The sequence below is a fragment of the Pseudomonas sp. MF6776 genome (assembly GCF_016613125.1).
Lineage (GTDB): Bacteria > Pseudomonadota > Gammaproteobacteria > Pseudomonadales > Pseudomonadaceae > Aquipseudomonas > Aquipseudomonas iridis.
The window spans coordinates 22043-44793 of the sequence record NZ_JAENSQ010000023.1; the positions used below are offsets into that span (position 1 = coordinate 22043).

Here is a 22751-nt window from a genome sequence, read left to right on the forward strand (position 1 = left end):
TTGAAAATCAAAAGATCGCAGCGTGCCGCAGCTCCTACACGGGACCCGCATTCACCTGTAGGAGCTGCCGAGGGCTGCGATCCTTTGATCTTGAAGTCACTGCGCCCACGGTGCACGCCGCGAATCATTCAGACTCAGCAGATAACTCGTCCCACCCAGCTGACTCATTTGCTGTCGAATCCACCCGGCCCGACGTGCGACATAAGCCGTCGGATGGCTCGCGCTCCACACCCGCGGGTTGGGTAGCACCGCCGCCAGATAACTCGCCTGCTGTCGGGACAACGACTTCGCGCTCACGCCGAAATGATGTCGCGCTGCGGCTTCGGCGCCAAACACGCCGTCATCCCACTCGACACTGTTCAGATACACCTCGAGAATCCGCTGTTTGGGCCACAACACTTCGATCAGCGCAGTAAACCAGGCTTCCAGGCCTTTACGCAGATAGCTGCGCCCCGCCCACAGAAACAGGTTTTTCGACACTTGCTGGCTCAACGTACTGGCGCCGCGAATTGAGCCGCCGAGTTCGTTGTGCGCCAGCGCTGCCTGAATTGCGCTGAAATCAAAGCCCCAATGCTCGGGAAATTTCTGGTCTTCGCCAGCCATGACCGCCACTTTGAGGTCGTCGGAAATCTCATCCCACGGCTTCCAGGTGAGTTGCAGGTCGATCGGCTCGCCGTCGATCCAGGATTCGACCTTGCGCTCGACCATCAGCGCGGTGCCCGGCGGCGGTACGAAGCGAAATACCAGAACCAGCAATACGCTGCCCCCCGCGAACCAGAGCAGGGCCTTCGTGAGACGACGGAAAATTGAACGCAACATAGAGATGGCTTGGCCGAACCCGTGGAGCGGGCCATTATACAGACCCTGCCGATCGAGTCTGACTGGAGTTCCCAATGCTGCGTGGCTTTTTGATGCTGGCCGCTTTTTTTGGTTTCACGGGTGTCGCGCTGGGTGCGTTTGCCGCCCACGGCCTCAAAAGCCGTCTGACACCTGAGTATCTGGCGATTTTCCACACGGGCGTCACCTATCAACTGGTGCATACACTGGCGTTGTTCGGTGTGGCATTGCTGGCTACGCAGATTCAGGGGCGACTGGTCACTTGGGCCGGTATCTCGTTCACTGTCGGTATCCTGCTGTTTTCCGGCAGCCTGTACCTGCTGACCACCACCGGCATCAGCAAGCTCGGCATCATCACCCCGTTCGGCGGGTTGGCGTTTCTCGTCGGCTGGGTGTGCCTGGGCCTGGCTGCCTGGCGCTTGCAATGAACCGCTTGACGCTTGGTGCTGACCTTTAGGTCATGATCGGGCTAGAATGCCAGCCCCTAAAAATGATGGCGGCATTGCGCATGCGCATTCAGTTGAACGGTGAATCCCTTGAACTGCCCGACGGTGAAACCGTTGCGGCCCTGCTGACCCGTCTGGATCTGACCGGACGCCGGGTGGCGGTCGAACTCAATCTGGATATCGTCCCGCGCAGCCAGCATGCCGACACCGCGCTAAACGACGGCGATAACGTCGAGGTGGTTCACGCCATCGGCGGCGGCTAATCGCGCGGCCCACAAGGGCACAGAATTCTGCAAGACCCTCACCCCTAAAGAGGATTCCCCATGAGCATCGTTCGTAGCGACAAGCCTTTTGTGCTGGCCGGTCGTACTTACCAGTCGCGTTTGCTGGTCGGTACCGGCAAGTACCGTGACATGGAAGAAACCCGCCAGGCCATCGAAGCCTCGGGTGCCGAGATCGTCACCTTCGCCGTGCGCCGCACCAACCTCGGGCAGATCGAAGGCGAACCGAACCTGCTCGACGTATTGTCGCCGGATCGCTACACCTTCCTGCCGAACACCGCCGGTTGCTACGACGCCATCGAAGCCGTGCGTACTTGCCGCCTGGCCCGTGAGCTGCTCGACGGTCACAATCTGGTGAAGCTGGAAGTACTCGCGGACCAGAAAACCCTGTTCCCCAACGTGATCGAAACCCTCAAGGCCGCCGAAACACTGGTCAAGGAAGGTTTCGACGTGATGGTTTACACCAGTGATGACCCGATCATCGCCCGTCAACTGGCGGAAATCGGCTGCATCGCCGTCATGCCGCTGGCCGGCCTGATCGGTTCTGGCCTGGGTATCTGCAATCCATACAACCTGCAGATCATCCTTGAAGAAGCAAAGATTCCGGTATTGGTAGACGCCGGTGTCGGCACCGCTTCCGATGCCACCATCGCCATGGAACTGGGCTGTGACGCAGTGCTGATGAACTCGGCCATTGCCCACGCGGGTCAGCCAGTGATGATGGCCCAAGCCATGCAACACGCGATCGTCGCGGGCCGTCTGGCCTACCTCGCCGGCCGCATGCCGAAAAAACTCTATGCCAGCGCCTCTTCGCCGCTGGATGGTCTGATCAAGTAAGAGCCAAGATGACTGAATCGAACGACACGCCTATCCAGCCGGAAGAGGGCGACGAGCGCCAACACCGCCGCATCAAGAGTTTCGTGATGCGCGCCGGGCGCATGACCGAAGGCCAGCAGAAAGGCCTGGATCAAGGCGCACCGCTGTTCGTGCTGCCATTGGCCGATGAGCCGGTCGATTACGATCAGGTTTTCGGCCGTTCGGCACCACGCTCGCTGGAAATCGGTTTCGGCATGGGCCATTCGCTACTGGAAATGGCCGCCGCTGCACCGGATCAGGATTTCATCGGCGTTGAAGTTCACCGTCCGGGTGTCGGCGCGCTGCTCAATGGCGTATTGACGCAAGGCCTGACTAACCTGCGGGTCTACGATTGCGACGCGATCGAAGTGCTCAACCGCTGCATCGCCGACAACAGCCTCGACCGCCTGATGCTGTTCTTCCCGGATCCGTGGCACAAAAGCCGTCACCACAAGCGTCGTATCGTCCAGGCGTCGTTCGCTGAACTGGTGCGCAGCAAGTTGAAGGTCGGCGGCATTCTGCACATGGCTACCGACTGGGAGCCGTACGCCGAATACATGCTGGAAGTCATGAACGTCGCCCCGGGCTACCGCAACCTCGCCGAAGACGGCAAGTGCGTACCGCGCCCGGCCGAACGCCCGATCACCAAGTTCGAACGCCGCGGCGAACGTCTTGGGCATGGTGTGTGGGATCTGAAGTTCGAAAAGCAGTCGTAAGCCTTACGCAGTAACAATGTGGGAGCGAGCCTGCTCGCGAAAGCGCTCTGACCGTCAACGATGAAGTTGAATGTCATGACGCCTTCGCGAGCAGGCTCGCTCCCACATTTGCTTTGTGTATGGCTCGAATTCAGCGGCGGTCGGCGACTACGCCGATGAGGACGAGGACTACCAGCAGGACGGGTGCCAGGCTGTAGTTGTTGAACTGGCTCAGGCCTTTGATTACCCACGGCGTGGCGTAAATCAGCGCTGCGCCGCTGCCGATCACGCACAGCAGGGCCATCAGTGGCACCCGCAGGGCGCCGGCGATGCTGCCCAGGCGTTGCTCGACCCAGCCTTTGAAGTCGGCGCCGAACAGCACCAGGAGGCAGCCCACCAGCGCCAGGGCGATTTCCGAGAGGTTGCTGCGGCTCCAGCGGGAGACGGTGGCGAGCAGGTCGAGTATCAAATCCATGCGTTTTCCCTTAGCACTGAAATCAGTTCAGAAATTGTTGCAGCAAGTCATTGAGGAACAGCTGTCCGCGCTCGGTGGCCGCCAGACGTGACGGTTCGACCTGCAACAGACCGCTTTGTTCTGCGGCTGCCCGGCCTTCGGCGAGGCTTTCCAGCGACAGCCCCGTGCGCTGCGGATACAGGCGCGATTCGACGCCAGCGGTCAGGCGCAAAGCATTCATCAGAAACTCGAACGGCATCTCGTCATTGGTCAGGGCTTTTTCGCCAGCCTGGAAGCTTTTGGCCGGGTTGAGATAGTCCTTCGGCAAACGGGTTTTCCAGGTGCGCACGATGCGCCCGTCCGGATGGCTGAGCTTGCCATGCGCACCCGCGCCGATGCCGATGAAGTCGCCGAAACTCCAGTAATTGAGGTTGTGCCGCGCCGGGCGGCCGGTTTGGGCATAGGCCGACACTTCGTATTGCGCGTAGCCGTGCTCGGCCAGCAGCGCTTGCCCGGCTTCTTGAATGTCCCATAGCGTGTCGTCTTCCGGCAGCACAGGCGGCTGATTCCAGAACACGGTGTTCGGCTCCAGCGTCAGTTGGTACCAGGAGATATGCGTGGGATTCAGTTCGATGGCCTGGCGCAGATCGCTCAGCGCATCGTCCAGCGACTGATCGGGCAGGCCGTGCATCAAGTCGAGATTGAAGTTATCGAACCCGGCCTGCCGCGCCATGCCAGCCGCACGTACCGCTTCGTCGCCGTTATGGATACGGCCGAGGGCCTTGAGTTTTTCCTGCTGGAAACTCTGGATACCGATCGACAGGCGATTGATCCCCAACTTGCGATACGCGACAAACTTCTCCTGCTCGAAGGTGCCGGGGTTGGCTTCCAGTGTGATTTCGATGTCGTGAGCAAACGGAATGCGCTGCTCGACGCCCTCCAGCAAACGCCCGAGCGCCTCGGCACTGAACAGGCTCGGCGTACCGCCACCGAAGAAAATCGAGCTGATTTCGCGACCGTAGACCGCATGCAGATCCTGATCGAGGTCGGCCAGCAACGCGTCGACGTACTCCTGCTCCGGCAGCACCGGGCTGGCGGTGTGCGAGTTGAAGTCGCAATACGGGCATTTGCGCACACACCACGGGATGTGGATGTACAACGACAGGGGCGGCAACGTCGGCAACGGCGCCCGTGGCGAAGAAGCGGCGCCGCCGACTATCAGCGACGACGCAGAAGAGTCACGGGTCATTTCAAGCCCAGACGCTGGCGCAGCAGATCCATTGCACGGGCGCGGTGGCTGATCTGGTTCTTGTCGGCAGGCGTCAGCTCGGCACTGGAGCAATCACGCTCCGGCACCCAGAACAGCGGGTCGTAACCAAAACCGTGTTCGCCGCTGGCCGCCGTCAGCATGCGCCCGTGCCACAGGCCTTCGCAGAGGATCGGCAACGGATCGTCGGCGTGACGCACCAGTGCCAGAACACAAACGAACTGCGCGCCGCGCTCGGCCTCGGGAACGTCCTTCAAGGCATCAAGCAGTTTGGCGTTGTTCGCCGCATCACCCTTGCCGTCGGCATAACGCGCCGAGTAGATGCCAGGCGCACCGCCGAGGAAATCCACGGCCAGACCGGAATCATCGGCCAGCGCCGGCAGCCCGGAAATGCGTGCGGCATTGCGCGCCTTGAGGATCGCGTTCTCGACGAACGACAGACCGGTTTCTTCCGGCTCCACGTTGCTCCACTCACCGATCGAGCGCAGTTGCACCGACTCGCCGAGCATGGCCTGGAGTTCCTTGAGTTTGCCGGCGTTGTGGCTGGCCAGTACGAGCTGCTTGAGGTTCATCATTCGCCGGGGAAAAGTTCTTGGTTGAAATTGATGGTGTTGATCTTGTCGCCATTCTGCACCTTGATTTCAAAGGTGCGGGTTTCCTGCTGTTCCACCGGGTACTGGGCGATGTAATAGATCGCGCCCTGTTCGGTGACCTGGCGGAAGTTCAGCGGCATGCTTTTGCTGGTCAGGTCTTTGACCGTGCCGGTGACATTGGCGACCAGTGGTTTGCCGTCCTTGATCACCGAGACATTGATCACGCCTTGGTTCTTGCTGCGGATCAGTTCGGCAGCCTTGGCGATGTCAGGCGTCAGAAAGGTGGAATTAAAGGTGTTGTAGTGAACGGTGACATCACCAAACACTTCCTTGCGCTCGCCCTTGATCGCGTCGGCGGCGACCGCCGAAAAGCTCAGACATGCTGCCAACAGCGTGCCAATCAAACGTCTCATGCTCGTTCTCCTCGAATGTCAGACCGCGATTTGGTGATCTGCCAGTACCGGGCTGCTGACGCGGTAGATACCAATCTCACCTAACAGATTAGGCCATAGCTTACTGGCCCACCCGTGGCGGTGCTGTTGATCCACGGCAAGCCGATCAATGACCTTCGCGTCACGTTCGCGGCAAAGTTCTTCAAAGTCTTCGAAGGTGCAGAAGTGAATGTTCGGCGTGTTGTACCAGGTGTAGGGCAGAAACTCCGACACCGGCATACGCCCCTTGCTCGCCAGATACCAGCGGCAGCGCCAGTGGCCGAAATTGGGGAAGGTGATGATGCACTGACGACCGACCCGCAGCATTTCGTCGAGGATCTTGTCCGGGTAGTGCACGGCTTGCAGGGCCTGGGTCATGACGACGATGTCGAAACTGTTGCTGGCAAAGTTGCCGAGGCCCTTGTCCAGGTCCTGCTCGATGACGTTGACGCCTTTGGCCACGCACTGGGCAATGTTGTCAGCATCGTTTTCCAGGCCATAACCGGTGACCTGCTTGTTGTCGCGCAGCCAGGTCAGCAGTTCGCCGTCACCGCAACCGAGGTCGAGGACGCGGCTGCCGGCGGGGATCCATTCCTGGATGATTTCCAGATCAGCTCTCATGGCTTTCTCACAGCGTGATGCGGTTCATGTAATTGCCGAACGCCTGCAAGTAGCGAGGGATCGGAATCAGGAAGGCGTCGTGGCCCTGCGGTGCGTCGATTTCCAGATAGCTGACGTCTTTGCGCGCCGCCATCAGTGCATCCACCAGCTCACGCGAGCGCGCCGGGGAGAAGCGCCAGTCGGTGGTGAACGACATCACGCAGAACTTGGCCGTGGCGTTCTCGAAGGTTTTCGCCAGGTTATCGTCGAAGTTCGCCGCCGGATCAAAGTAATCCAGCGCCTTGGTCATCAACAGATAGGTATTGGCGTCGAAGCGTCCGGAGAACTCTTCGCCCTGATAACGCAGGTAGCTTTCGACCTGGAACTCGACACTGTGGAAGTCGTAGTTGAGCTTCTCGCTCTTCAGGCCACGGCCAAATTTCTCGCCCATCGAATCGTCGGACAGGTAGGTGATATGGCCGACCATGCGCGCCAGCATCAGGCCGCGCTTGGGGATTACACCCGCTTCCTGGAACGAACCACCGTGGAATTCCGGGTCAGTGAGAATCGCCTGGCGCGCTACTTCATTGAACGCGATGTTCTGCGCCGACAGCTTGGGCGCCGAGGCGATGGCCACGCAGTGACGCACGCGATCCGGATAAGTGATGGTCCATTGCAGCGCCTGCATACCACCGAGGCTACCGCCGATCACCGCGGCCCACTGGCCGATGCCGAGCAGGTCAGCGAGACGCGCCTGGCTGTGCACCCAGTCTTCCACGGTGAGCACCGGGAAGTCGGCACCGAACGGTTTGCCGGTCTCAGGGTTGATGCTGCTCGGGCCGGTGGAGCCGTTGCAGCCGCCCAGATTATTCAGGCTGACCACGAAGAACTTGCTGGTGTCGATCGGTTTGCCGGGGCCGATGCAGCTGTCCCACCAACCGGGTTTGCGGTCGTCGACGCTGTGATAACCGGCGGCGTGATGATGGCCGGACAAGGCATGGCAGATCAGCACGGCGTTGCTCGCCTGTGCGTTCAGCGTGCCGTAGGTTTCGTAGATCAGGTCATAGGCTGGCAGCGAGCGGCCACAGGCCAGGGCCAGAGGTTCGCTGAAGTGCGCCGTTTGCGGCGTCACCAGACCAACAGAATCGGGGGGAAAGGCAGTTGGCATCGACCCTGCTCTCGTTGAAATGAGGCGTAAGTCTAAAGACCGGGGGGGTTAGCGGCAAGCAACCATCTGGCCCTCATGTGTTCGCTCTGGACCGAGGTGCCGCCATTCGCGAGCAGGCTCGCTCCCACAGGGGATTGCGTTTCAATGTGGGAGCGAGCCTGCTCGCGAATGGGACGACTCGGTGGATCAGGTCGGACGCATTAGATCTGGCAAATCCGGCAACTTCTTCGGCGAGCAAATCTTCACCCGTTTCTGCCGGTTCAACTCGCCACTGAGCAAGCTGACCTGGCTCTTGGACACCCCAAAAGCCTTGGCCAGAAAACCCATCAGATACGCATTGGCCTTGCCCTCGACCGGTGGCGCAGTCAGGCGGATTTTCAGGCGATCACCGTGCAGCCCGCAGAAATCATCGCTACGGGCTGCCGGTTGCAGGTGACACTCCAGAATCAGGTCGTCACCGTCCCAACGAAACCAGCTCACATCAGCAGACGGAGGATTTCCGGCATCATCGTCATCGCCGCCAGATTGTTGATCACCAGCATGTCGATCAGCTTCAGCGCGAGGAAGGCGAAGATCGGCGACAGATCCAGACCACCGAGGTTAGGCAGGAATTTGCGGAACGGCGCCAGGGCTGGCTCGCAGATCTGGTTGACCAGCTCAGCGCCCGGGTTGTGGCTGCCCGGAGCGACCCAGGACAGGATCACGCTGATGATCAGGGCAAAGAAGAAGATCTTCAGGAACAGCGCAGTCACGCCGATCAGCGACCAGATAAGCAGTTGCAGCGGGTTGCCGATGGTGCCGTAAGTCAGCAGCAGGGTCAGCGCCATCAGCGCCAGTTGCACCAGAATCGCCAGCACCAGCGACGACATGTCCAGACCGAACATGCTCGGGATGATCCGGCGCAGTGGCTTGAGCAGCGGCTGAGTCGCTTTGACGATGAACTGGCAGAGCGGGTTGTAGAAGTTCGCCCGCACCAGTTGCAGGACGAAGCGCAGCAGCACGATCAGCAGGTACAGGCTGCCGAGGGTTTGCAGCACGTAAACCGCTGCAGTGTTCAATCCAATCATGTAAGGCTCCTTATTTGCCCAGTTGTTCGGCCATTTCGGCCGAGCGGTGCGCGGCGGCGCCGAGTGCTTTTTCCACCAGAGCTTCGAAGCCCCCGGCCTGGAACGATTTGATCGCGGCTTCGGTGGTACCGGCCGGCGAGGTCACGCGACGACGCAGTTCGGCAGCATCGACGTCACTGGCCGCTGCCATGTGCGCGGCGCCCAGTGCGGTTTGCAGGGTCAGTTGTTCAGCGGTTTCTTTCGGCAGCCCGAGTTTGACGCCGGCGGCGGTCATGGCTTCGATCAGCAGGAAGAAGTACGCAGGGCCGGAACCGGATACAGCGGTCACTGCATCGAGTTGTTGTTCTTCATTCAGCCACAGTGCGATGCCGACGGCGGACAGCAGTTCTTCGGCTTGCTGGCGTTGTTCGGCAGTCACTTCGCTGGTGGCGTACAGACCACTCACGCCCTGACGCAGTAGCGCCGGGGTGTTGGGCATGCAGCGTACGATCGGCTGCTCGCCTAGCCATGCAGTCATGCTCGCGCAGGTAATGCCCGCCGCGATGGAGACCACCAGTTGATCGGGTTTGAGGCTCGGGCGAATCGCTTCGCAAACGGCTTTCATCGCCTGTGGTTTGACCGCCAGCACGACAACGTCGACGCCTTCGATGGCCTGAGCGTTGTCGGCGAAAGTTTCAATGCCGTGTTCGGCGCTGACCTTGGCGCGGGTTTCTTCGCCCGGGTCGCTGGCGCGGATGTGTGCAGCTTCCAGACCCTTGGCCCGCAGGCCGCCGATCAAACTGGCGGCCATGTTGCCGGCACCGATGAAGGCAATACGTGTGTTGCTCATGTCAGGTCCTTATCTGGAAAATTTCAAGATTGGGAATAGTTGCGTGCGCCAAACAGGGCGGTACCAATCCGCACCCAGGTGGCGCCTTGGGCAATGGCCGACTCAAGGTCATGGCTCATGCCCATGGAAAGTGTGTCGAGCGGCAGATTCAGGCTGGCCTGCAAACGTTGCACGGCAGCAAACGCGGCGTCTTGTTCGGCGCGATCTTCAGTCGGCTCGGGAATCGCCATCAAGCCGCGCAGCTTAAGGCGTGGCAGGGCGCTGATGGCATTCGCCAGCGCCGGCAGGTCGGTCGGGGTGCACCCGGACTTGCTGGCTTCACCGCTGACGTTGACCTGAATGCAGATGTTCAGCGGCGGCAGGTCGGCCGGGCGCTGTTCGGACAGGCGCTGGGCAATTTTCAGACGATCCACGGAGTGCACCCATTCGAAATGCTCGGCAATCGCGCGAGTCTTGTTCGATTGAATGGGGCCGATGAAGTGCCAGATCAAGGGCAGGTCGGCCAGTTCGAGCTGTTTGCTCAGGGCCTCTTGCAGATAGTTCTCGCCAAAGTCCCGCAGACCGGCGGCATGAGCTTCGCGCAGCGCCTCGGCAGGTTTGGTTTTGCTCACGGCAAGCAACTGCACGCTGTTTTCAACGCGTCCGGCAGCAGCGGTGGCGGCCTGGATGCGCGAACTAACCTGAAGGATGTTGTCTGCTATCGTGGACATCAAGAGGCGCCGTGGGTCTGAAGGTTCGCGGCATTCTACTGGAATTGAGGAGCGCTATGGATATCACTGAACTGCTGGCCTTCAGCGCCAAACAGGGCGCTTCCGACCTGCACCTGTCGGCCGGTCTGCCGCCGATGATCCGCGTCGATGGCGATGTGCGGCGGATCAATCTGCCGGCACTGGACCACAAGCAAGTGCACGAATTGATCTACGACATCATGAACGACACCCAGCGGGTCGACTTCGAGAAACATCTGGAAACCGACTTTTCCTTCGAAGTCCCCGGCGTGGCGCGCTTTCGGGTCAATGCCTTCAATCAGAATCGTGGCGCGGGTGCCGTGTTCCGCACCATTCCCTCGAAAGTGCTGAGCATGGAAGACCTCGCCATGGGCGACGTCTTCCGCAAGATCACCGATGCTCCGCGCGGGTTGGTGCTGGTCACCGGGCCGACCGGTTCCGGCAAGTCGACCACGCTGGCGGCGATGATCGACTACCTCAACACCCATCGCCACCATCACATCCTGACCATCGAAGACCCGATCGAGTTTGTTCACGAGTCGCGCAAATGCTTGATCAATCAGCGTGAAGTCCACCGCGATACCCGTAGTTTTGCCACGGCTCTGCGTTCAGCGCTGCGTGAAGACCCGGACGTGATTCTGGTGGGCGAGATGCGCGACCTGGAGACCATTCGCCTGGCGTTGACTGCCGCCGAGACCGGGCACCTGGTATTCGGCACGCTGCACACGACGTCTGCCGCGAAAACCATCGACCGTGTGGTGGACGTGTTCCCCGGTGACGAGAAATCCATGGTGCGTTCGATGCTGTCGGAGTCACTGCTGGCAGTGGTCTCGCAGACGTTGATCAAGAAGATCGGCGGCGGGCGGGTGGCGGCGCACGAGATCATGCTGGGAACGTCAGCGATCCGTAACCTGATCCGCGAGGACAAGGTGGCGCAGATGTATTCGGCGATTCAGACCGGTGGGTCGCTGGGGATGCAGACACTGGATATGTGCCTGAAAGATCTGGTGACCAAGGGCTTGATCAGTCGCGAGCATGCGCGGGAGAAGGCGCGTACGCCGGATAACTTTTAAAAGCAAACGCAGCCTTCGGCAGCTCCTACACAGGTCAGTTCGTCCACATATCGGGGATGAACACAAAATCCTGTAAGAGCTGCCGAAAGCTGCGATCTTTTGACCCTTAGCGCTGAACCACGCGCATCTGGCTTTGCTCTTTCGGTAATACACGCTTGGCAACCACGTAATGTTTCTGCCAATACGGCTTGTTCAGCGTATCGATGCTCACCGACTTGCCACGACGTGGCGCGTGGATAAAGCGGTCGTTGCCCATGTAGATGGCAACGTGATTGACCCGACGGCTCTTGAGTTTGAAGAAAATCAGGTCGCCCGGTTTCAAATCCTTGCGGTCGACTTTCTCACCGTGGCCGCTGGCCATGGCATTGGAGGTGCGTGGCAGGTCGAATGTGGCGTCGTTGAACGCGTATTTCACCAGGCCGCTGCAATCAAAGCCTTTACTTGGGCTGCTGCCGCCCCAACGATAAGGAGTACCGAGGACGTTTACGGCGCGGCTCAGGACATTGCTGCTTTCCTTGCTCGCCATCGGCGGTACCAGGCTGCTGCGGCTTTTGCTGCTCAGCGTGGTGATTTTGCTTTGTTTGCTTTTGCTCGATGGGGCTGAAGCGTGGGATTTAGGGGTAAAGCCGTTAACGTTAGGAAGACGTTGCTCACGATTGGTGGCGTGGGCGGCCAGTGGCATTAATAGGCAAATAGTTAGCCATGTCTTGAAAAATGGTCGCATTAGGCGTGGCTCTTAAGTGATAGCGCGCAACTTTATAACAGCTTTTTTGTGACTTCCGAGGCCGTTGGTCGATTCAAACGGGAGGCAACGGAACCAAATAAGCGGCAAATTGACGCGATTGTCGGACAGAGGTCCGGTGCTATAAGGCTTTCACGGTAGCGACGGTAACATTTGCCATACGTCGGGTACCTGTAAAAAAGTCACAAAGAATTCAAGAATATTTATCTATCGAGTGCATCGAGGTCTTCATGAACAGCTATCAGCTACCCCGTGTGAAGGAAAAAACCACCCACAGCAAAATCATCGGTTACCTGCTGTGGATCTTCGGATTTACCGGTGCCCACCGCTTTTATTAAGGCAAGCCTGTGACCGGGACGATCTGGTTCTTCACCTTCGGTTTGCTGGGAATTGGCTGGCTGATCGACCTGTTTCTGATCCCGGCAATGGATCGCGAAGCAGATCTGCGCTTTGCCGACGGGCCGATCGAGTACAACGTGGCGTGGATTCTGCTGACGTTTCTCGGCGTGCTGGGCGTACACCGGATGTACCAGGGCAAGTGGATTACCGGCTTGTTGTACCTGCTGACCGGCGGGTTGTTCTTCATTGGCGTGCTGTATGACTTCTGGACACTGAATGATCAGGTCTCGGTGCGCAACGCTGAAGGCAGAGGCGCCTTCCAGTAAGTCTTCGCGAGCAGGCTCGCTCCCACAGAGGATTTGTGTCGTTCACAGATCCAATGTGGGAGCGAGCCTGCTCGCGAATGGGGCGACGCGGTATCAAGCCTGGTGGCTGATCCGCCCATCCACCAGCGTATAGCGAACCACACCCGGCAAGCTGTGACCCATGAACGGGCAGTTCTCGCCTCTCGACAGCCAGTGCTCACCGGCCACCGTCGATGCCTTCGGATCGAACAGTACGATATCCGCCGCACCGCCCACCGCCAGTTTGCCCGCCGGCAGTCGCAGTGCCTCGGCCGGGCCGGCGCTCAGGCGAGCCAGCAAGGTCGGCAGATCGAGCAAACCATCCTCAACCAGCGTCATCGCCAGCGGCAGCAGCAGTTCTACGCTGCTGATGCCCGGTTCAGTCGCGCCAAACGGTGCCAGTTTGGCGTCACGCTCATGGGGTTGGTGATGGCTGGAAATAGCCGAGATCACCCCCGACTTCACTGCTTCGCGCAGACCATCGCGGTCAGCGCGGGTGCGCAGCGGTGGCTGCACGTGATAGAGGCTGCTGAAGTCGATCAGCGCTTCGTCGGTCAGAATCAACTGATACAGCGCCACATCCGCCGTCACCTTCAAACCACGGGCCTGAGCCTGAGCGATCAGCGCAACACCGCGAGCACTGGTCAGTTGGCTGAAGTGCGCGCGCACGCCGGTCTGCTCGACCAGCAACAGGTCCCGAGCCAGCGCCACCGTTTCAGCGGTTTCCGGAATCCCCGGCAGGCCGAGGAAACTGGCCACCGCGCCTTCATGGGCCAGGCCACCTTCGGCCAGATCGTGATCCTGCGAGTTGAAGATCACCGTCAGGTCGAATGTTGCCGCGTAATCCAGCGCCCGGCACAGGGTGCGGGTGTTGCGGAAACTCTCCAGACCGTTGCCGAACGCCACACAACCGGCGTCGCGCAGGGCAACCAGCTCGGCGAGCTGCTCACCGTCCAGACCTTTGCTCAAGGCGCCAATCGGGAACACTTTGGTATTACCGGCCTCGCGGGCGCGGTCGAGGATCAGTTCGGCCACAGCGGAGGTGTCGAGCACCGGTTTGGTTTGCGGCGGGCAGCACAGGCTGGTCACACCGCCGGCCGCTGCGGCGCGGGTTTCGCTGGCGATCGAGCCTTTGCGGCTGTAGCCCGGCTCGCGCAGGGCGACGTTGAGGTCGACCAGGCCCGGAGCGGCCACCAGGCCTGTGGCATCAATGGTTTCCATCGCGCTGAAACCGGCCGGCGCCGCGCCGAGGGCGATGATCTTGCAGGCTTCAATGTGAATGTCGGTGATTTGATCCAGGCCACTGCTTGGATCGATGACGCGTGCGCCGAGAATGCTGAGCTTCACTGGGCGTTCTCCTGCTCGAATTGGCGCTGGGCAGTCTGCCCGCTCATGGCCATGGACAGCACGGCCATACGAATCGCGATGCCGTAGGTGACCTGATTGAGGATCACCGAGTGCGGGCCATCGGCCACCGCCGACTCGATTTCCACCCCGCGGTTGATCGGCCCCGGGTGCATGACGATGCAATCGGGTTTGGCCCCGGCCAGGCGCGCGGTGGTCAGGCCGAACAGGCGATAGAACTCGCCTTCGCTCGGCAGCAGGCCGCCGGTCATGCGCTCACGTTGCAGGCGCAGCATGATCACCACGTCGACGTCTTTCAGGCCTTCGGTCATGTCGGTGTAGACCTTGACGCCGTATTGCTCGATGCCGATCGGCAGCAGGGTTTTCGGCGCGATCACGCGGATGTCCGGGCAGCCGAGGGTTTTGAGGGCAAGCATGTTCGAGCGCGCCACCCGCGAGTGCAGGATGTCGCCGACGATGGCCACCGAGAGGTTTTCGAAACCGCCCTTGTGCCGACGGATGGTCAGCATGTCGAGCATGCCTTGCGTCGGGTGCGCGTGACGGCCGTCGCCGCCGTTGATGATCGCCACCTGCGGGCAAACATGTTCGGCGATGAAGTGCGCAGCGCCGGAATCACCGTGGCGCACGACGAACATGTCGGCGGCCATCGCTTCCAGGTTGCGCAGGGTGTCGAGCAGGGTTTCACCTTTGCTTGCCGACGAGGTCGACACGTTCAGGGTGATCACATCCGCCGACAGCCGCTGGGCGGCGAGTTCGAAGGTGGTGCGGGTGCGGGTGGAGTTTTCGAAGAACACGTTGCACACGGTCTTGCCGCGCAACAATGGGACTTTTTTCACCGCCCGGGCGCCGACTTCAAGGAACGAGTCGGCAGTGTCGAGGATTTCCGTCAGCAACTCGCGGCGCAGACCGTCGAGTGAGAGGAAGTGGCGCAGCTGGCCCTGATCATTGAGCTGCAGCGGGCGCTTGGTATCTAGAGGCGTCATCGCGAGGGGGACTCTCAATAGGGCGGATTAAAGGGTGAAATCTTGCAGTTCGAGCGTCAGCGGTTCGGGACCGGACAGCTTCACGCGCTCGTGAGCGGCCAGCGACAGGGTCGCGCCGACCACGTTCGGGCGGATCGGCAGTTCGCCAGCTTCCAGGTCGAGCAGGCACACCAGCGTCACGCTGGCCGGGCGGCCGTAGTCGAACAATTCGTTCATGGCGGCGCGGATGGTGCGCCCGCTCATCAGCACGTCGTCGATCAGCACCAAATGCTGGCCTTCAATCTCGAAGGGCAGGGCGGACGGGCGCACTTGCGGGTGCAGGCCGTTCTGGCTGAAGTCGTCGCGGTAGAAGGAAACATCCAGCGTGCCCAGCGGCGCGTCGCTGCCCAGTTCCTTGAGCAGCGCCTGCGCGACCCAGATGCCGCCGGTACGGATACCGATGTAACGCGGTTCGCTGATGCCGCGTTGAGCAAGGTGCGCCTTGAGGCGGATCGCCATCTGGCTGATCAGATCGGCGGGATTGGGCAGACTCATGGTTGCTCCTTCTTCGACCCGAGCTCCGTCCTGCCGGAGGTGGCTCGAGGTTTTAGCCAAAAGAAAAGCGCCGTAGCGCTTGTCAGGATTCAAATAAAGCAGTGTTTTCATCGAGCCAGCCCTGCAACAGCAGAGCGGCAGCGATGGCGTCCACCGGGTTGTCGCGGTAACTGCCCTTCTGACCGCCACGCGCCAGGCGCTCGCCCTTGGCTTCGAACGTGGTCAGGCGTTCATCGTGGGTATAGAAGGGCAGGTTGTAGCGGCCGTTGAGGCGGCGGGCGAATTTCTCGGCGCGCACGCACATGTCGCTGGGGGTGCCGTCCATGTTCAACGGCAGGCCGACGACGACGGCGTCGGGTTTCCATTCCTTTATAAGCGCTTCGACCTGGTTCCAGTCAGGAACACCGTTCTGCGCTTTCAAGGTGCACAGCTCGCGGGCCTGGCCGGTGATCACCTGGCCGACCGCTACGCCGATCTGCTTGGTGCCGTAGTCGAAGCCGAGAATCAGGCGCAGGGCCATCAGGCGTGCCCTGCCTGGCTGGTCAGCAGGTTGAGGTTGATCCCCAAGTGCCTGGCCGCCGCTTCCAGACGCAGTTCGCTGCGGGTGTTGAACAGGATGTCGGCGTCGTACGGGCAGGTCAGCCAGGCGTTGTCGGCCATTTCGGCCTCCAGTTGCCCGGCTTCCCAACCGGCGTAACCCAGCGCGATCAGGCTTTTTGCCGGCCCCATGCCGTCAGCGATGGCGAACAGCACGTCCTGCGAGGTGGACAGTGCCAGGTCGCCCTCAAGCTCGGCGGTGGCCTGGAAGGTCTTGCCCGCCGGGTGCAGGACAAAGCCGCGATCGGTCTGTACCGGCCCGCCGATGAAGATCGGCACGTGCTGGCAGAGGGCCGGCGGATCGATGTCCGGGCGCAATTGCTCGAGGATGTCAGCCAGATTCAGCTCTTGCGGTCGATTGACCACGATCCCCATGGCGCCATTGGCCGTGTGCTCGACGATGTAGGTCAAGGTATGGGCAAAGTTCGGGTCGGCCATGTGTGGCATGGCGATCAGGAATTGATGCTTGAGGTAGCTGGGGCTGACGTTTTTCATGTGCGCTAGTGTGGCGTTCAAGGGGCGAACTGACAAGCTGAGGATCAGATAACAGCACAGATCAAATGTGGGAGCGAGCCTGCTCGCGAATACGGTGTGTCATTCAACATTGATGTGGCTGATCCACCCCCATTCGCGAGCAGGCTCGCTCCCACAGGGGTGCTGCGGTGTATTCAGTTACTGGACAGCTTGTCGCCCCGGGCGAATTTCCAGGTACGGATGATTTCCAGTCGGTCGATATCCGACAGATCCCCGGTAAACGGTGCAAACGGCGCCGCCAGTCGCACGATGCGCTGCGCGGCCTGATCCAGCAGCGGCTGGCCGGACGATTCCAGCACCAGCACTTCATACAGCGAGCCGTCGCGGTTGATCGACACCATCAGGCGCAAATTGCCGTAGATCTGCTTGCGCCGTGCTTCCTCGGGGTAGTTGAGGTTGCCGATACGTTCGACCTTCTTGCGCCAGTCGTCTTTGTACCAGGCACCCTTGTCGCGCATGGTCGAGGCAGCGCTCAAACGGTGGATTCGCGGGCGCTTGGCGTACAGCTGTTGTTCCTTGGCCAGCTCGGCTTCAAGGCTGGCGATGTCGCTGGACAGCTGCGAGCTGTCGAACGTCGGCGCGTCGACCGATGGTTTGACTTCGGTTTTGGTTTCTTCTTTCTTGGTCGGCGCCTTTTTCGGCGTCGGCGCAACCGTAGTCACGGCAGCCTTGGGCGCGGCTTCCTGCACTTGCGGCTTGGCGGCCGGTGGCGGGGTGACTTTTTTGACCTGATTGTCTTGGAACGGCGCGATCTCGGTGGTCTTCGGCGTCGCCTTCTTGTCCAGCGTGCCGCTGCCTTCCTGATTTTCCTGAGCGAGAAAGTCAGCTTTTTCGGGCTTCTTTTCGCTCTTGAAGGTGGCGAGGGTAATTTCCAGGGTTTTGCTGATCTGTTTCGGCTCGACCATCGTGAAACCGACGCCGAGCAGCAGCGCCAAATGAATCAGCGCGGCGAGGAATAGGGTAAATCCGAGGCGATCGGCCGGGCGCACGCCACGATGGGCGAGTTCAGCGGGCAGATCGGACGGGAGGGTCATGACAGAAAAACCAACATCGCGTTTTTAAAGGCACGGCATGATAACGCAATGTTGGTTTTTAGCTGCAAGTGACTAGCTTCAAGCGACAAGATGCACAGGGGCAGCTGCAAGCTACTAGTTACAAGCTGCAAGTTAGAAGCTTGTCGCTTGGCTTCAGGCTTGTGGCTTGCGGCTAATAGCTTGCAGCTGCTTTTCAATAGCATCCATGAGCATCCCGCCAATGTCGGTGCCGAAAGCGTTGTCGATTTCACGGATGCAGGTCGGGCTGGTGACGTTGATTTCGGTCAGATGCTCGCCGATCACATCGAGGCCAACGAACAGCAGGCCTTTTTCACGCAACGTCGGGCCGACTTGAGCAGCGATCCAGCGATCCTTGTCGGTCAACGGACGGGCTTCACCGCGGCCGCCAGCCGCCAGGTTGCCACGGGTTTCGCCTTGGGCCGGAATCCGCGCCAGGCAATAATCCACCGGCTCACCGTCGATCATCAGGATGCGCTTGTCGCCGTCCTTGATCGCCGGCAGATAGGCCTGGCCCATGATCTGCTGGCCGCCGAGGGCGGTCAGGGTTTCCAGAATCACCGACAGGTTCGGATCGCCAGCGCGGTGACGGAAGATCGAAGTGCCGCCCATGCCGTCCAGCGGTTTGAGGATGACGTCGCCGTGTTTCGCGGCAAATTCGCGCAACACATCGGCGCGGCGGCTGACCACGGTCGGCGGCGTGCACTGCGGGAACAGTGTGGCGAACAGCTTTTCGTTGCAGTCGCGCAGGCTCTGCGGCTTGTTGACCACCAGCACGCCAGCGGTTTCGGCCTGTTCAAGCAGGTAGGTGGAGTAAACGAACTCCATGTCGAACGGCGGATCCTTGCGCATCAGGATCACGTCCAGATCGCTCAGCAGGTTGTCCTGCTCGGCGTCCAGTTCGAACCATTTTTCCGGGTTGGCGAAGACTTTCAGCGGCTTCATGCGCGCCCGTGCCTGACCTTCACCTTGATACAGGTCGCGCTGTTCCATATAGAACAGTTCCCAGCCGCGCTTCTGCGCGGCCAGCAGCATGGCCAGCGAGCTATCCTTTTTATAGGAGATGCTGGCGATAGGGTCCATGACAATCCCGACGCGAACGCTCATTGGGTTTTCCTCGAAAATTGGCTACCGGATCGGTATGAAAAAAGTGCCGCCAGAGTGGCGCCGGCAGGGTTTTCGGTCAAGGGAAAACCCGTCGATAGATTGCATCTGGAGACTGTGCTAAAAAGGCTGCCATGCAGTGCCGGCCCTTGAACATCAAGGGTTTCCGGCCATTACTGATAGCAAAACGGACAATTTGATTCGCAAAGGCGACGGTAGAGCCCTCTTATGGAACAGCAGTCCAGCGCCTTGAAGGTCATGGTGATCGACGACTCGAAAACGATTCGCCGTACCGCCGAAACCTTGTTGAAGAATGTCGGTTGCGAAGTCATCACGGCAATCGACGGTTTCGACGCTTTGGCGAAGATCGCCGACAACCACCCCGGGATCATTTTCGTCGACATCATGATGCCGCGTCTGGATGGTTATCAGACCTGCGCTTTAATCAAGAACAACAATGCGTTCAAGGCCACGCCGGTGATCATGCTGTCGTCCCGGGACGGGTTGTTCGACAAGGCCAAGGGGCGGATTGTCGGTTCCGATCAATTTTTGACCAAGCCTTTCAGCAAGGAAGAACTGCTCAGCGCGATCCAAGCCCATGTTCCGGGCTTTGCCGCCGTTTTGCCGCAGTAAGAAAAGCACTGAGACGCTCGGCCAGCGGGCCGGGTGTCGACAAGAAAAATGGGGAAGACCATGGCACGTATCCTGATCGTCGATGATTCGCCGACTGAAATGTACAAACTGACCGGCATGCTCGAAAAGCACGGCCATCAAGTGCTCAAGGCCGAAAACGGCGCCGACGGCGTCGCACTGGCCCGTCAGGAAAAACCCGACGCGGTGCTGATGGACATCGTCATGCCCGGCCTCAATGGTTTTCAGGCGACTCGTCAGTTGACCAAGGATCCGGAAACCGGGCATATCCCGGTGATCATCATCACCACCAAGGATCAGGATACCGACAAGGTCTGGGGCACCCGCCAGGGCGCCAAGGATTACCTGACCAAGCCGGTCGACGAAGACACTCTGATCAAAACCCTGAACAACGTGCTGAACGGTTGATCGCGCAGCCATGAGCGAAACACTGACTGCGTTCGAACTGCTCTGGCAGATCGACCAGCGCTGCCGCTTGTTGGCGGCGGACCTGCCGTCGCAACCCGCGCGCCAGGATCGCTGGAGTGGTATCGGGTTTCGCCTCGGCGAACACTGGTATGTCGCGCCGATGGGCGAAGTCAGCGAGGTGCTGCACGAACCGCGCTTCACCCAACTGCCCGGAGTCAAACCGTGGGTCAAGGGTGTGGCCAACCTGCGTGGGCGCTTGCTGCCGATCATGGACCTGTGCGGTTTCTTCGGGCATGAACTGTCACCGCTACGCAAACAGCGGCGGGTATTGGTGGTCGAGCATGAGGATGTGTTTGCCGGGTTGATGGTCGATGAAGTCATCGGCTTGCAGCACTTCGAACAAGACAGTTTTGAACCGCTGTCGATCAGCAAACGCCAGGGCTCGAAGGCCGAGTTCGTCAAAGGTTATTTCCGGCGCGAGCAGAACTGGCGGGTGTTCAGTTTGTTTGCGCTGGCCAGATCCCCGGTGTTCATGAGCGTCGCGATATAACAGATTCAGCACCGTCCCCTGTGGGAGCGAGCCTGCTCGCGAAGAGGGCGTGTCAGGCAAGATAAATATTGGCTGACCCACCGCTTTCGCGAGCAGGCTCGCTCCCACAGGGATTGCAGCAGGCCTCAAAGGTGTGGGTTAAGGGCGAGGACCGATGACAAAAGCAAAAACAGGCAAGTCAGCAGAGGGATCGCGCAGTCGCTCGCAGATCGTCGTGCTGTTCATTGCATTGATCGTGTTCATCATGCTGTTGTTCGCCAACTTCGCGTACCTCAACACCCAGGCGAATTACGATAAACAGTACATCGGCCATGCCGGTGAATTGCGCGTGCTCTCGCAACGCATCGCCAAGAACGCCACCGAAGCCGCCGCCGGCAAGGCTGCCGCGTTCAAATTGCTGAGTGACGCCCGCAACGATTTCGCCCAGCGCTGGGGTTATCTGAAAAAAGGCGACCCGGCCACCGGCCTGCCGCCGGCGCCGTCCACCGTGCGCCCGGAAATGCGCGCCGTGCAGCTCGATTGGGAACGCCTGCTGAAAAACACCGACGCCATTCTTTCCAGCGAACAGACCGTGCTGTCGCTGCATCAGGTCGCCGCGACCCTGGCCGAAACCGTGCCGCAGTTGCAGATCGAATACGAAAAAGTCGTCGAAATTCTCTTGCAGCGCGGCGCTCCCGCCGCGCAAGTGGCGATGGCCCAGCGTCAATCGCTGTTGGCTGAGCGCATCCTCGGCGCGGTCAACACCGTGCTCGCTGGCGATGAAAATTCGCAACAAGCAGCGGACGCCTTCGGCCGCGATGCCACGCGTTTCGGTCAGGTGCTCAATGGCATGCTTCAGGGCAACCCGGCGCTGAAAATCAGCCAGGTCGAAGACCGCGACGCCCGTGCTCGCCTGAGTGAAATCTCCGAGCTGTTCCAGTTCGTCTCCGGCTCTGTGGATGAAATCCTCGAAACCTCACCGGAGCTGTTCAAGGTCCGTGAGTCGGCCAGCAACATCTTCAGCCTCTCGCAAACCCTGCTCGACGAAGCCTCGCACCTGGCCAACGGTTTCGAAAACCTCGCCGGCGGGCGCAGCACCGACACCATCGGCGGCTACGTGCTCGGCTTGCTGGCGCTGGCCTCGATCATCCTCATCGGTCTGGTGATGGTGCGCGAGACCAATCGGCAACTGCGCGAAACGGCGGAAAAGAACGAGCGCAACCAGAACGCGATCATGCGTTTGCTCGACGAAATCGAAGATCTCGCCGATGGCGACCTGACCGTGACCGCTTCGGTGACCGAAGACTTCACCGGCACCATTGCCGACTCGATCAACTATTCCGTCGACCAACTGCGCGATCTGGTGGCGACCATCAACCTCACCGCCGGCCAGGTCGCCGCCGCTGTGCAGGAAACCCAGGCCACTGCCATGCATCTGGCCCAGGCCTCGGAACATCAGGCCCAGCAGATTTCCGAAGCGTCGACGGCGATCAGCGATATGGCCGAGTCCATCGATCAGGTGTCGGCGAACGCCGCCGAATCCTCGGCGGTGGCCGAGCGTTCCGTGGAAATCGCCAACAAGGGCAACGAGGTGGTGCACAACACCATCCACGGCATGGACAACATTCGCGAACAGATTCAGGACACCGCCAAACGCATCAAGCGTCTCGGTGAGTCGTCTCAGGAAATCGGCGACATCGTCAGCCTGATCGACGACATTGCCGACCAGACCAACATCCTCGCCCTCAACGCCGCCATTCAGGCGTCGATGGCCGGGGATGCCGGGCGCGGATTTGCCGTGGTCGCCGACGAAGTGCAGCGCTTGGCCGAGCGTTCATCTGCCGCTACACGCCAGATCGAAACCCTGGTGCGGGCGATTCAGACCGACACCAACGAAGCCGTCATTTCGATGGAGCAGACCACCACCGAAGTGGTGCGCGGCGCGCGACTGGCGCAGGATGCCGGTGTGGCGCTGGAAGAAATCGAAGGCGTATCCAAGACGCTCGCGGCGCTGATTCAAAGCATCTCCAACGCGGCGCAACAGCAGACGTCTTCGGCGGGGCAGATTTCCCTGACCATGAACGTGATCCAGCAGATCACGTCGCAGACGTCGTCCGGCTCCACGGCCACCGCCGAAAGCATCGGCAACCTGGCGAAAATGGCCAGTCAGTTGCGCCGTTCGGTGTCCGGTTTCACCTTGCCGGCGGCGTCCGCGTCGGCGACGGATAAAGTGTGATTGGAGCGG

Annotated in this window: 28 protein-coding genes and 1 pseudogene; 10 read left to right on the forward strand and 19 right to left on the reverse strand. The window is 60.3% G+C overall.

Annotated features, from left to right (window positions below):
* Positions 1 to 96 precede the first annotated feature (96 nt).
* Positions 97 to 819, reverse strand: coding sequence for a monofunctional biosynthetic peptidoglycan transglycosylase (mtgA, locus tag JJD74_RS22255; RefSeq protein ID WP_200616841.1), 723 nt, complete (start codon positions 817 to 819; stop codon positions 97 to 99).
* A gap of 74 nt (positions 820 to 893) precedes the next feature.
* Between mtgA and JJD74_RS22260 the strand changes: the two genes are divergently transcribed.
* The 4 genes from JJD74_RS22260 to trmB all read left to right on the forward strand — a co-directional run bounded on the left by JJD74_RS22260 (position 894) and on the right by trmB (position 3135).
* A complete protein-coding gene (locus tag JJD74_RS22260; protein WP_042561555.1) occupies positions 894 to 1265 on the forward strand; it encodes a DUF423 domain-containing protein in 372 nt (123 codons plus the stop codon).
* Positions 1266 to 1345: 80 nt separating this feature from the next.
* The gene (gene thiS, locus JJD74_RS22265; protein WP_162184594.1) at positions 1346 to 1546 is read left to right on the forward strand and encodes a sulfur carrier protein ThiS; all 201 of its coding nucleotides are present in this window, start codon (positions 1346 to 1348) and stop codon (positions 1544 to 1546) included.
* A 60-nt stretch (positions 1547 to 1606) separates the two neighbouring features.
* Positions 1607 to 2401, forward strand: a complete 795-nt coding sequence (locus JJD74_RS22270) for a thiazole synthase (protein ID WP_042561554.1) — start codon at positions 1607 to 1609, stop codon at positions 2399 to 2401.
* 8 nt (positions 2402 to 2409) lie between these two features.
* A complete protein-coding gene (trmB, locus tag JJD74_RS22275; RefSeq protein ID WP_042561553.1) occupies positions 2410 to 3135 on the forward strand; it encodes a tRNA (guanosine(46)-N7)-methyltransferase TrmB in 726 nt (241 codons plus the stop codon).
* A gap of 130 nt (positions 3136 to 3265) precedes the next feature.
* Here the strand turns inward: trmB and JJD74_RS22280 are convergent, their stop codons facing one another.
* The 10 genes from JJD74_RS22280 to JJD74_RS22325 all read right to left on the reverse strand — a co-directional run bounded on the left by JJD74_RS22280 (position 3266) and on the right by JJD74_RS22325 (position 10233).
* A complete protein-coding gene (locus JJD74_RS22280) occupies positions 3266 to 3589 on the reverse strand; it encodes a DUF3392 domain-containing protein (protein ID WP_007913629.1) in 324 nt (107 codons plus the stop codon).
* 22 nt (positions 3590 to 3611) lie between these two features.
* Entirely contained in the window at positions 3612 to 4817 is a 1206-nt protein-coding gene (gene hemW, locus JJD74_RS22285) for a radical SAM family heme chaperone HemW (RefSeq protein WP_042561551.1), read from the reverse strand.
* Positions 4814 to 5410, reverse strand: coding sequence for an RdgB/HAM1 family non-canonical purine NTP pyrophosphatase (rdgB, locus tag JJD74_RS22290; RefSeq protein WP_042561550.1), 597 nt, complete (start codon positions 5408 to 5410; stop codon positions 4814 to 4816). The genes hemW and rdgB overlap by 4 nt, the downstream gene beginning before the upstream one ends.
* Entirely contained in the window at positions 5407 to 5841 is a 435-nt protein-coding gene (locus JJD74_RS22295; protein ID WP_200616842.1) for a DUF4426 domain-containing protein, read from the reverse strand. Before JJD74_RS22295 ends, rdgB begins: the two co-directional genes overlap by 4 nt.
* A gap of 18 nt (positions 5842 to 5859) precedes the next feature.
* On the reverse strand, positions 5860 to 6480 hold the full coding sequence (metW, locus tag JJD74_RS22300; protein ID WP_042561548.1) for a methionine biosynthesis protein MetW: 621 nt from the start codon (positions 6478 to 6480) through the stop codon (positions 5860 to 5862).
* Positions 6481 to 6487: 7 nt separating this feature from the next.
* The gene (gene metX / locus JJD74_RS22305; RefSeq protein ID WP_200616843.1) at positions 6488 to 7627 is read right to left on the reverse strand and encodes a homoserine O-succinyltransferase MetX; all 1140 of its coding nucleotides are present in this window, start codon (positions 7625 to 7627) and stop codon (positions 6488 to 6490) included.
* Positions 7628 to 7813: 186 nt separating this feature from the next.
* A complete protein-coding gene (locus JJD74_RS22310; RefSeq protein ID WP_042561546.1) occupies positions 7814 to 8107 on the reverse strand; it encodes a DUF167 domain-containing protein in 294 nt (97 codons plus the stop codon).
* Complete coding sequence (locus JJD74_RS22315) at positions 8104 to 8694, reverse strand: YggT family protein (protein ID WP_042561545.1); 591 nt, start codon at positions 8692 to 8694, stop codon at positions 8104 to 8106. The genes JJD74_RS22310 and JJD74_RS22315 overlap by 4 nt, the downstream gene beginning before the upstream one ends.
* Positions 8695 to 8704: 10 nt before the next feature.
* Positions 8705 to 9523 (reverse strand): pyrroline-5-carboxylate reductase, encoded by an 819-nt coding sequence (proC, locus tag JJD74_RS22320; RefSeq protein ID WP_042561544.1) that lies wholly within the window; start codon positions 9521 to 9523, stop codon positions 8705 to 8707.
* A gap of 23 nt (positions 9524 to 9546) precedes the next feature.
* The gene (locus JJD74_RS22325) at positions 9547 to 10233 is read right to left on the reverse strand and encodes a YggS family pyridoxal phosphate-dependent enzyme (RefSeq protein WP_200616844.1); all 687 of its coding nucleotides are present in this window, start codon (positions 10231 to 10233) and stop codon (positions 9547 to 9549) included.
* Between the two features lie 56 nt (positions 10234 to 10289).
* Between JJD74_RS22325 and JJD74_RS22330 the strand changes: the two genes are divergently transcribed.
* Positions 10290 to 11324, forward strand: a complete 1035-nt coding sequence (locus tag JJD74_RS22330) for a type IV pilus twitching motility protein PilT (RefSeq protein WP_007953348.1) — start codon at positions 10290 to 10292, stop codon at positions 11322 to 11324.
* A 106-nt stretch (positions 11325 to 11430) separates the two neighbouring features.
* Here the strand turns inward: JJD74_RS22330 and JJD74_RS22335 are convergent, their stop codons facing one another.
* Positions 11431 to 12048 carry a C40 family peptidase gene (locus JJD74_RS22335; protein ID WP_042561542.1) on the reverse strand — a complete coding sequence of 206 codons (618 nt, stop codon included), beginning with the start codon at positions 12046 to 12048 and terminating at the stop codon, positions 11431 to 11433.
* A 248-nt stretch (positions 12049 to 12296) separates the two neighbouring features.
* Here JJD74_RS22335 and JJD74_RS22340 point away from each other — a divergent pair.
* A pseudogene (locus JJD74_RS22340) lies at positions 12297 to 12731 on the forward strand (NINE protein).
* Positions 12732 to 12824: 93 nt separating this feature from the next.
* Here JJD74_RS22340 and JJD74_RS22345 read toward each other — a convergent pair.
* From JJD74_RS22345 to gshB, 7 genes are all read right to left on the reverse strand, one after another.
* Positions 12825 to 14096 (reverse strand): dihydroorotase, encoded by a 1272-nt coding sequence (locus JJD74_RS22345; RefSeq protein WP_200616845.1) that lies wholly within the window; start codon positions 14094 to 14096, stop codon positions 12825 to 12827.
* Entirely contained in the window at positions 14093 to 15097 is a 1005-nt protein-coding gene (locus JJD74_RS22350; protein ID WP_007913665.1) for an aspartate carbamoyltransferase catalytic subunit, read from the reverse strand. The genes JJD74_RS22345 and JJD74_RS22350 overlap by 4 nt, the downstream gene beginning before the upstream one ends.
* Positions 15098 to 15124: 27 nt before the next feature.
* Positions 15125 to 15631, reverse strand: a complete 507-nt coding sequence (gene pyrR / locus JJD74_RS22355; protein ID WP_042561538.1) for a bifunctional pyr operon transcriptional regulator/uracil phosphoribosyltransferase PyrR — start codon at positions 15629 to 15631, stop codon at positions 15125 to 15127.
* 82 nt (positions 15632 to 15713) lie between these two features.
* Positions 15714 to 16151 (reverse strand): Holliday junction resolvase RuvX, encoded by a 438-nt coding sequence (gene ruvX / locus JJD74_RS22360; protein WP_042561537.1) that lies wholly within the window; start codon positions 16149 to 16151, stop codon positions 15714 to 15716.
* Positions 16151 to 16723, reverse strand: a complete 573-nt coding sequence (locus JJD74_RS22365) for a YqgE/AlgH family protein (RefSeq protein ID WP_200616870.1) — start codon at positions 16721 to 16723, stop codon at positions 16151 to 16153. Before JJD74_RS22365 ends, ruvX begins: the two co-directional genes overlap by 1 nt.
* A 173-nt stretch (positions 16724 to 16896) precedes the next feature.
* Positions 16897 to 17796 carry an energy transducer TonB gene (locus JJD74_RS22370; protein ID WP_042561535.1) on the reverse strand — a complete coding sequence of 300 codons (900 nt, stop codon included), beginning with the start codon at positions 17794 to 17796 and terminating at the stop codon, positions 16897 to 16899.
* 153 nt (positions 17797 to 17949) lie between these two features.
* Positions 17950 to 18921, reverse strand: coding sequence for a glutathione synthase (gene gshB / locus JJD74_RS22375; RefSeq protein WP_042561534.1), 972 nt, complete (start codon positions 18919 to 18921; stop codon positions 17950 to 17952).
* 225 nt (positions 18922 to 19146) lie between these two features.
* On the opposite strand from gshB, the gene pilG reads away from it, so the two are divergent.
* The 4 genes from pilG to JJD74_RS22395 all read left to right on the forward strand — a co-directional run bounded on the left by pilG (position 19147) and on the right by JJD74_RS22395 (position 22742).
* Positions 19147 to 19551: a twitching motility response regulator PilG gene (pilG, locus tag JJD74_RS22380; protein ID WP_042561533.1), complete on the forward strand. Its 405-nt coding sequence runs from the start codon at positions 19147 to 19149 to the stop codon at positions 19549 to 19551.
* Between the two features lie 60 nt (positions 19552 to 19611).
* The gene (gene pilH / locus JJD74_RS22385) at positions 19612 to 19977 is read left to right on the forward strand and encodes a twitching motility response regulator PilH (protein WP_042561532.1); all 366 of its coding nucleotides are present in this window, start codon (positions 19612 to 19614) and stop codon (positions 19975 to 19977) included.
* Positions 19978 to 19987: 10 nt separating this feature from the next.
* The gene (locus JJD74_RS22390) at positions 19988 to 20527 is read left to right on the forward strand and encodes a chemotaxis protein CheW (RefSeq protein WP_042561531.1); all 540 of its coding nucleotides are present in this window, start codon (positions 19988 to 19990) and stop codon (positions 20525 to 20527) included.
* Between the two features lie 154 nt (positions 20528 to 20681).
* Entirely contained in the window at positions 20682 to 22742 is a 2061-nt protein-coding gene (locus JJD74_RS22395) for a methyl-accepting chemotaxis protein (RefSeq protein WP_200616846.1), read from the forward strand.
* The last annotated feature ends 9 nt before the right edge of the window (positions 22743 to 22751 follow it).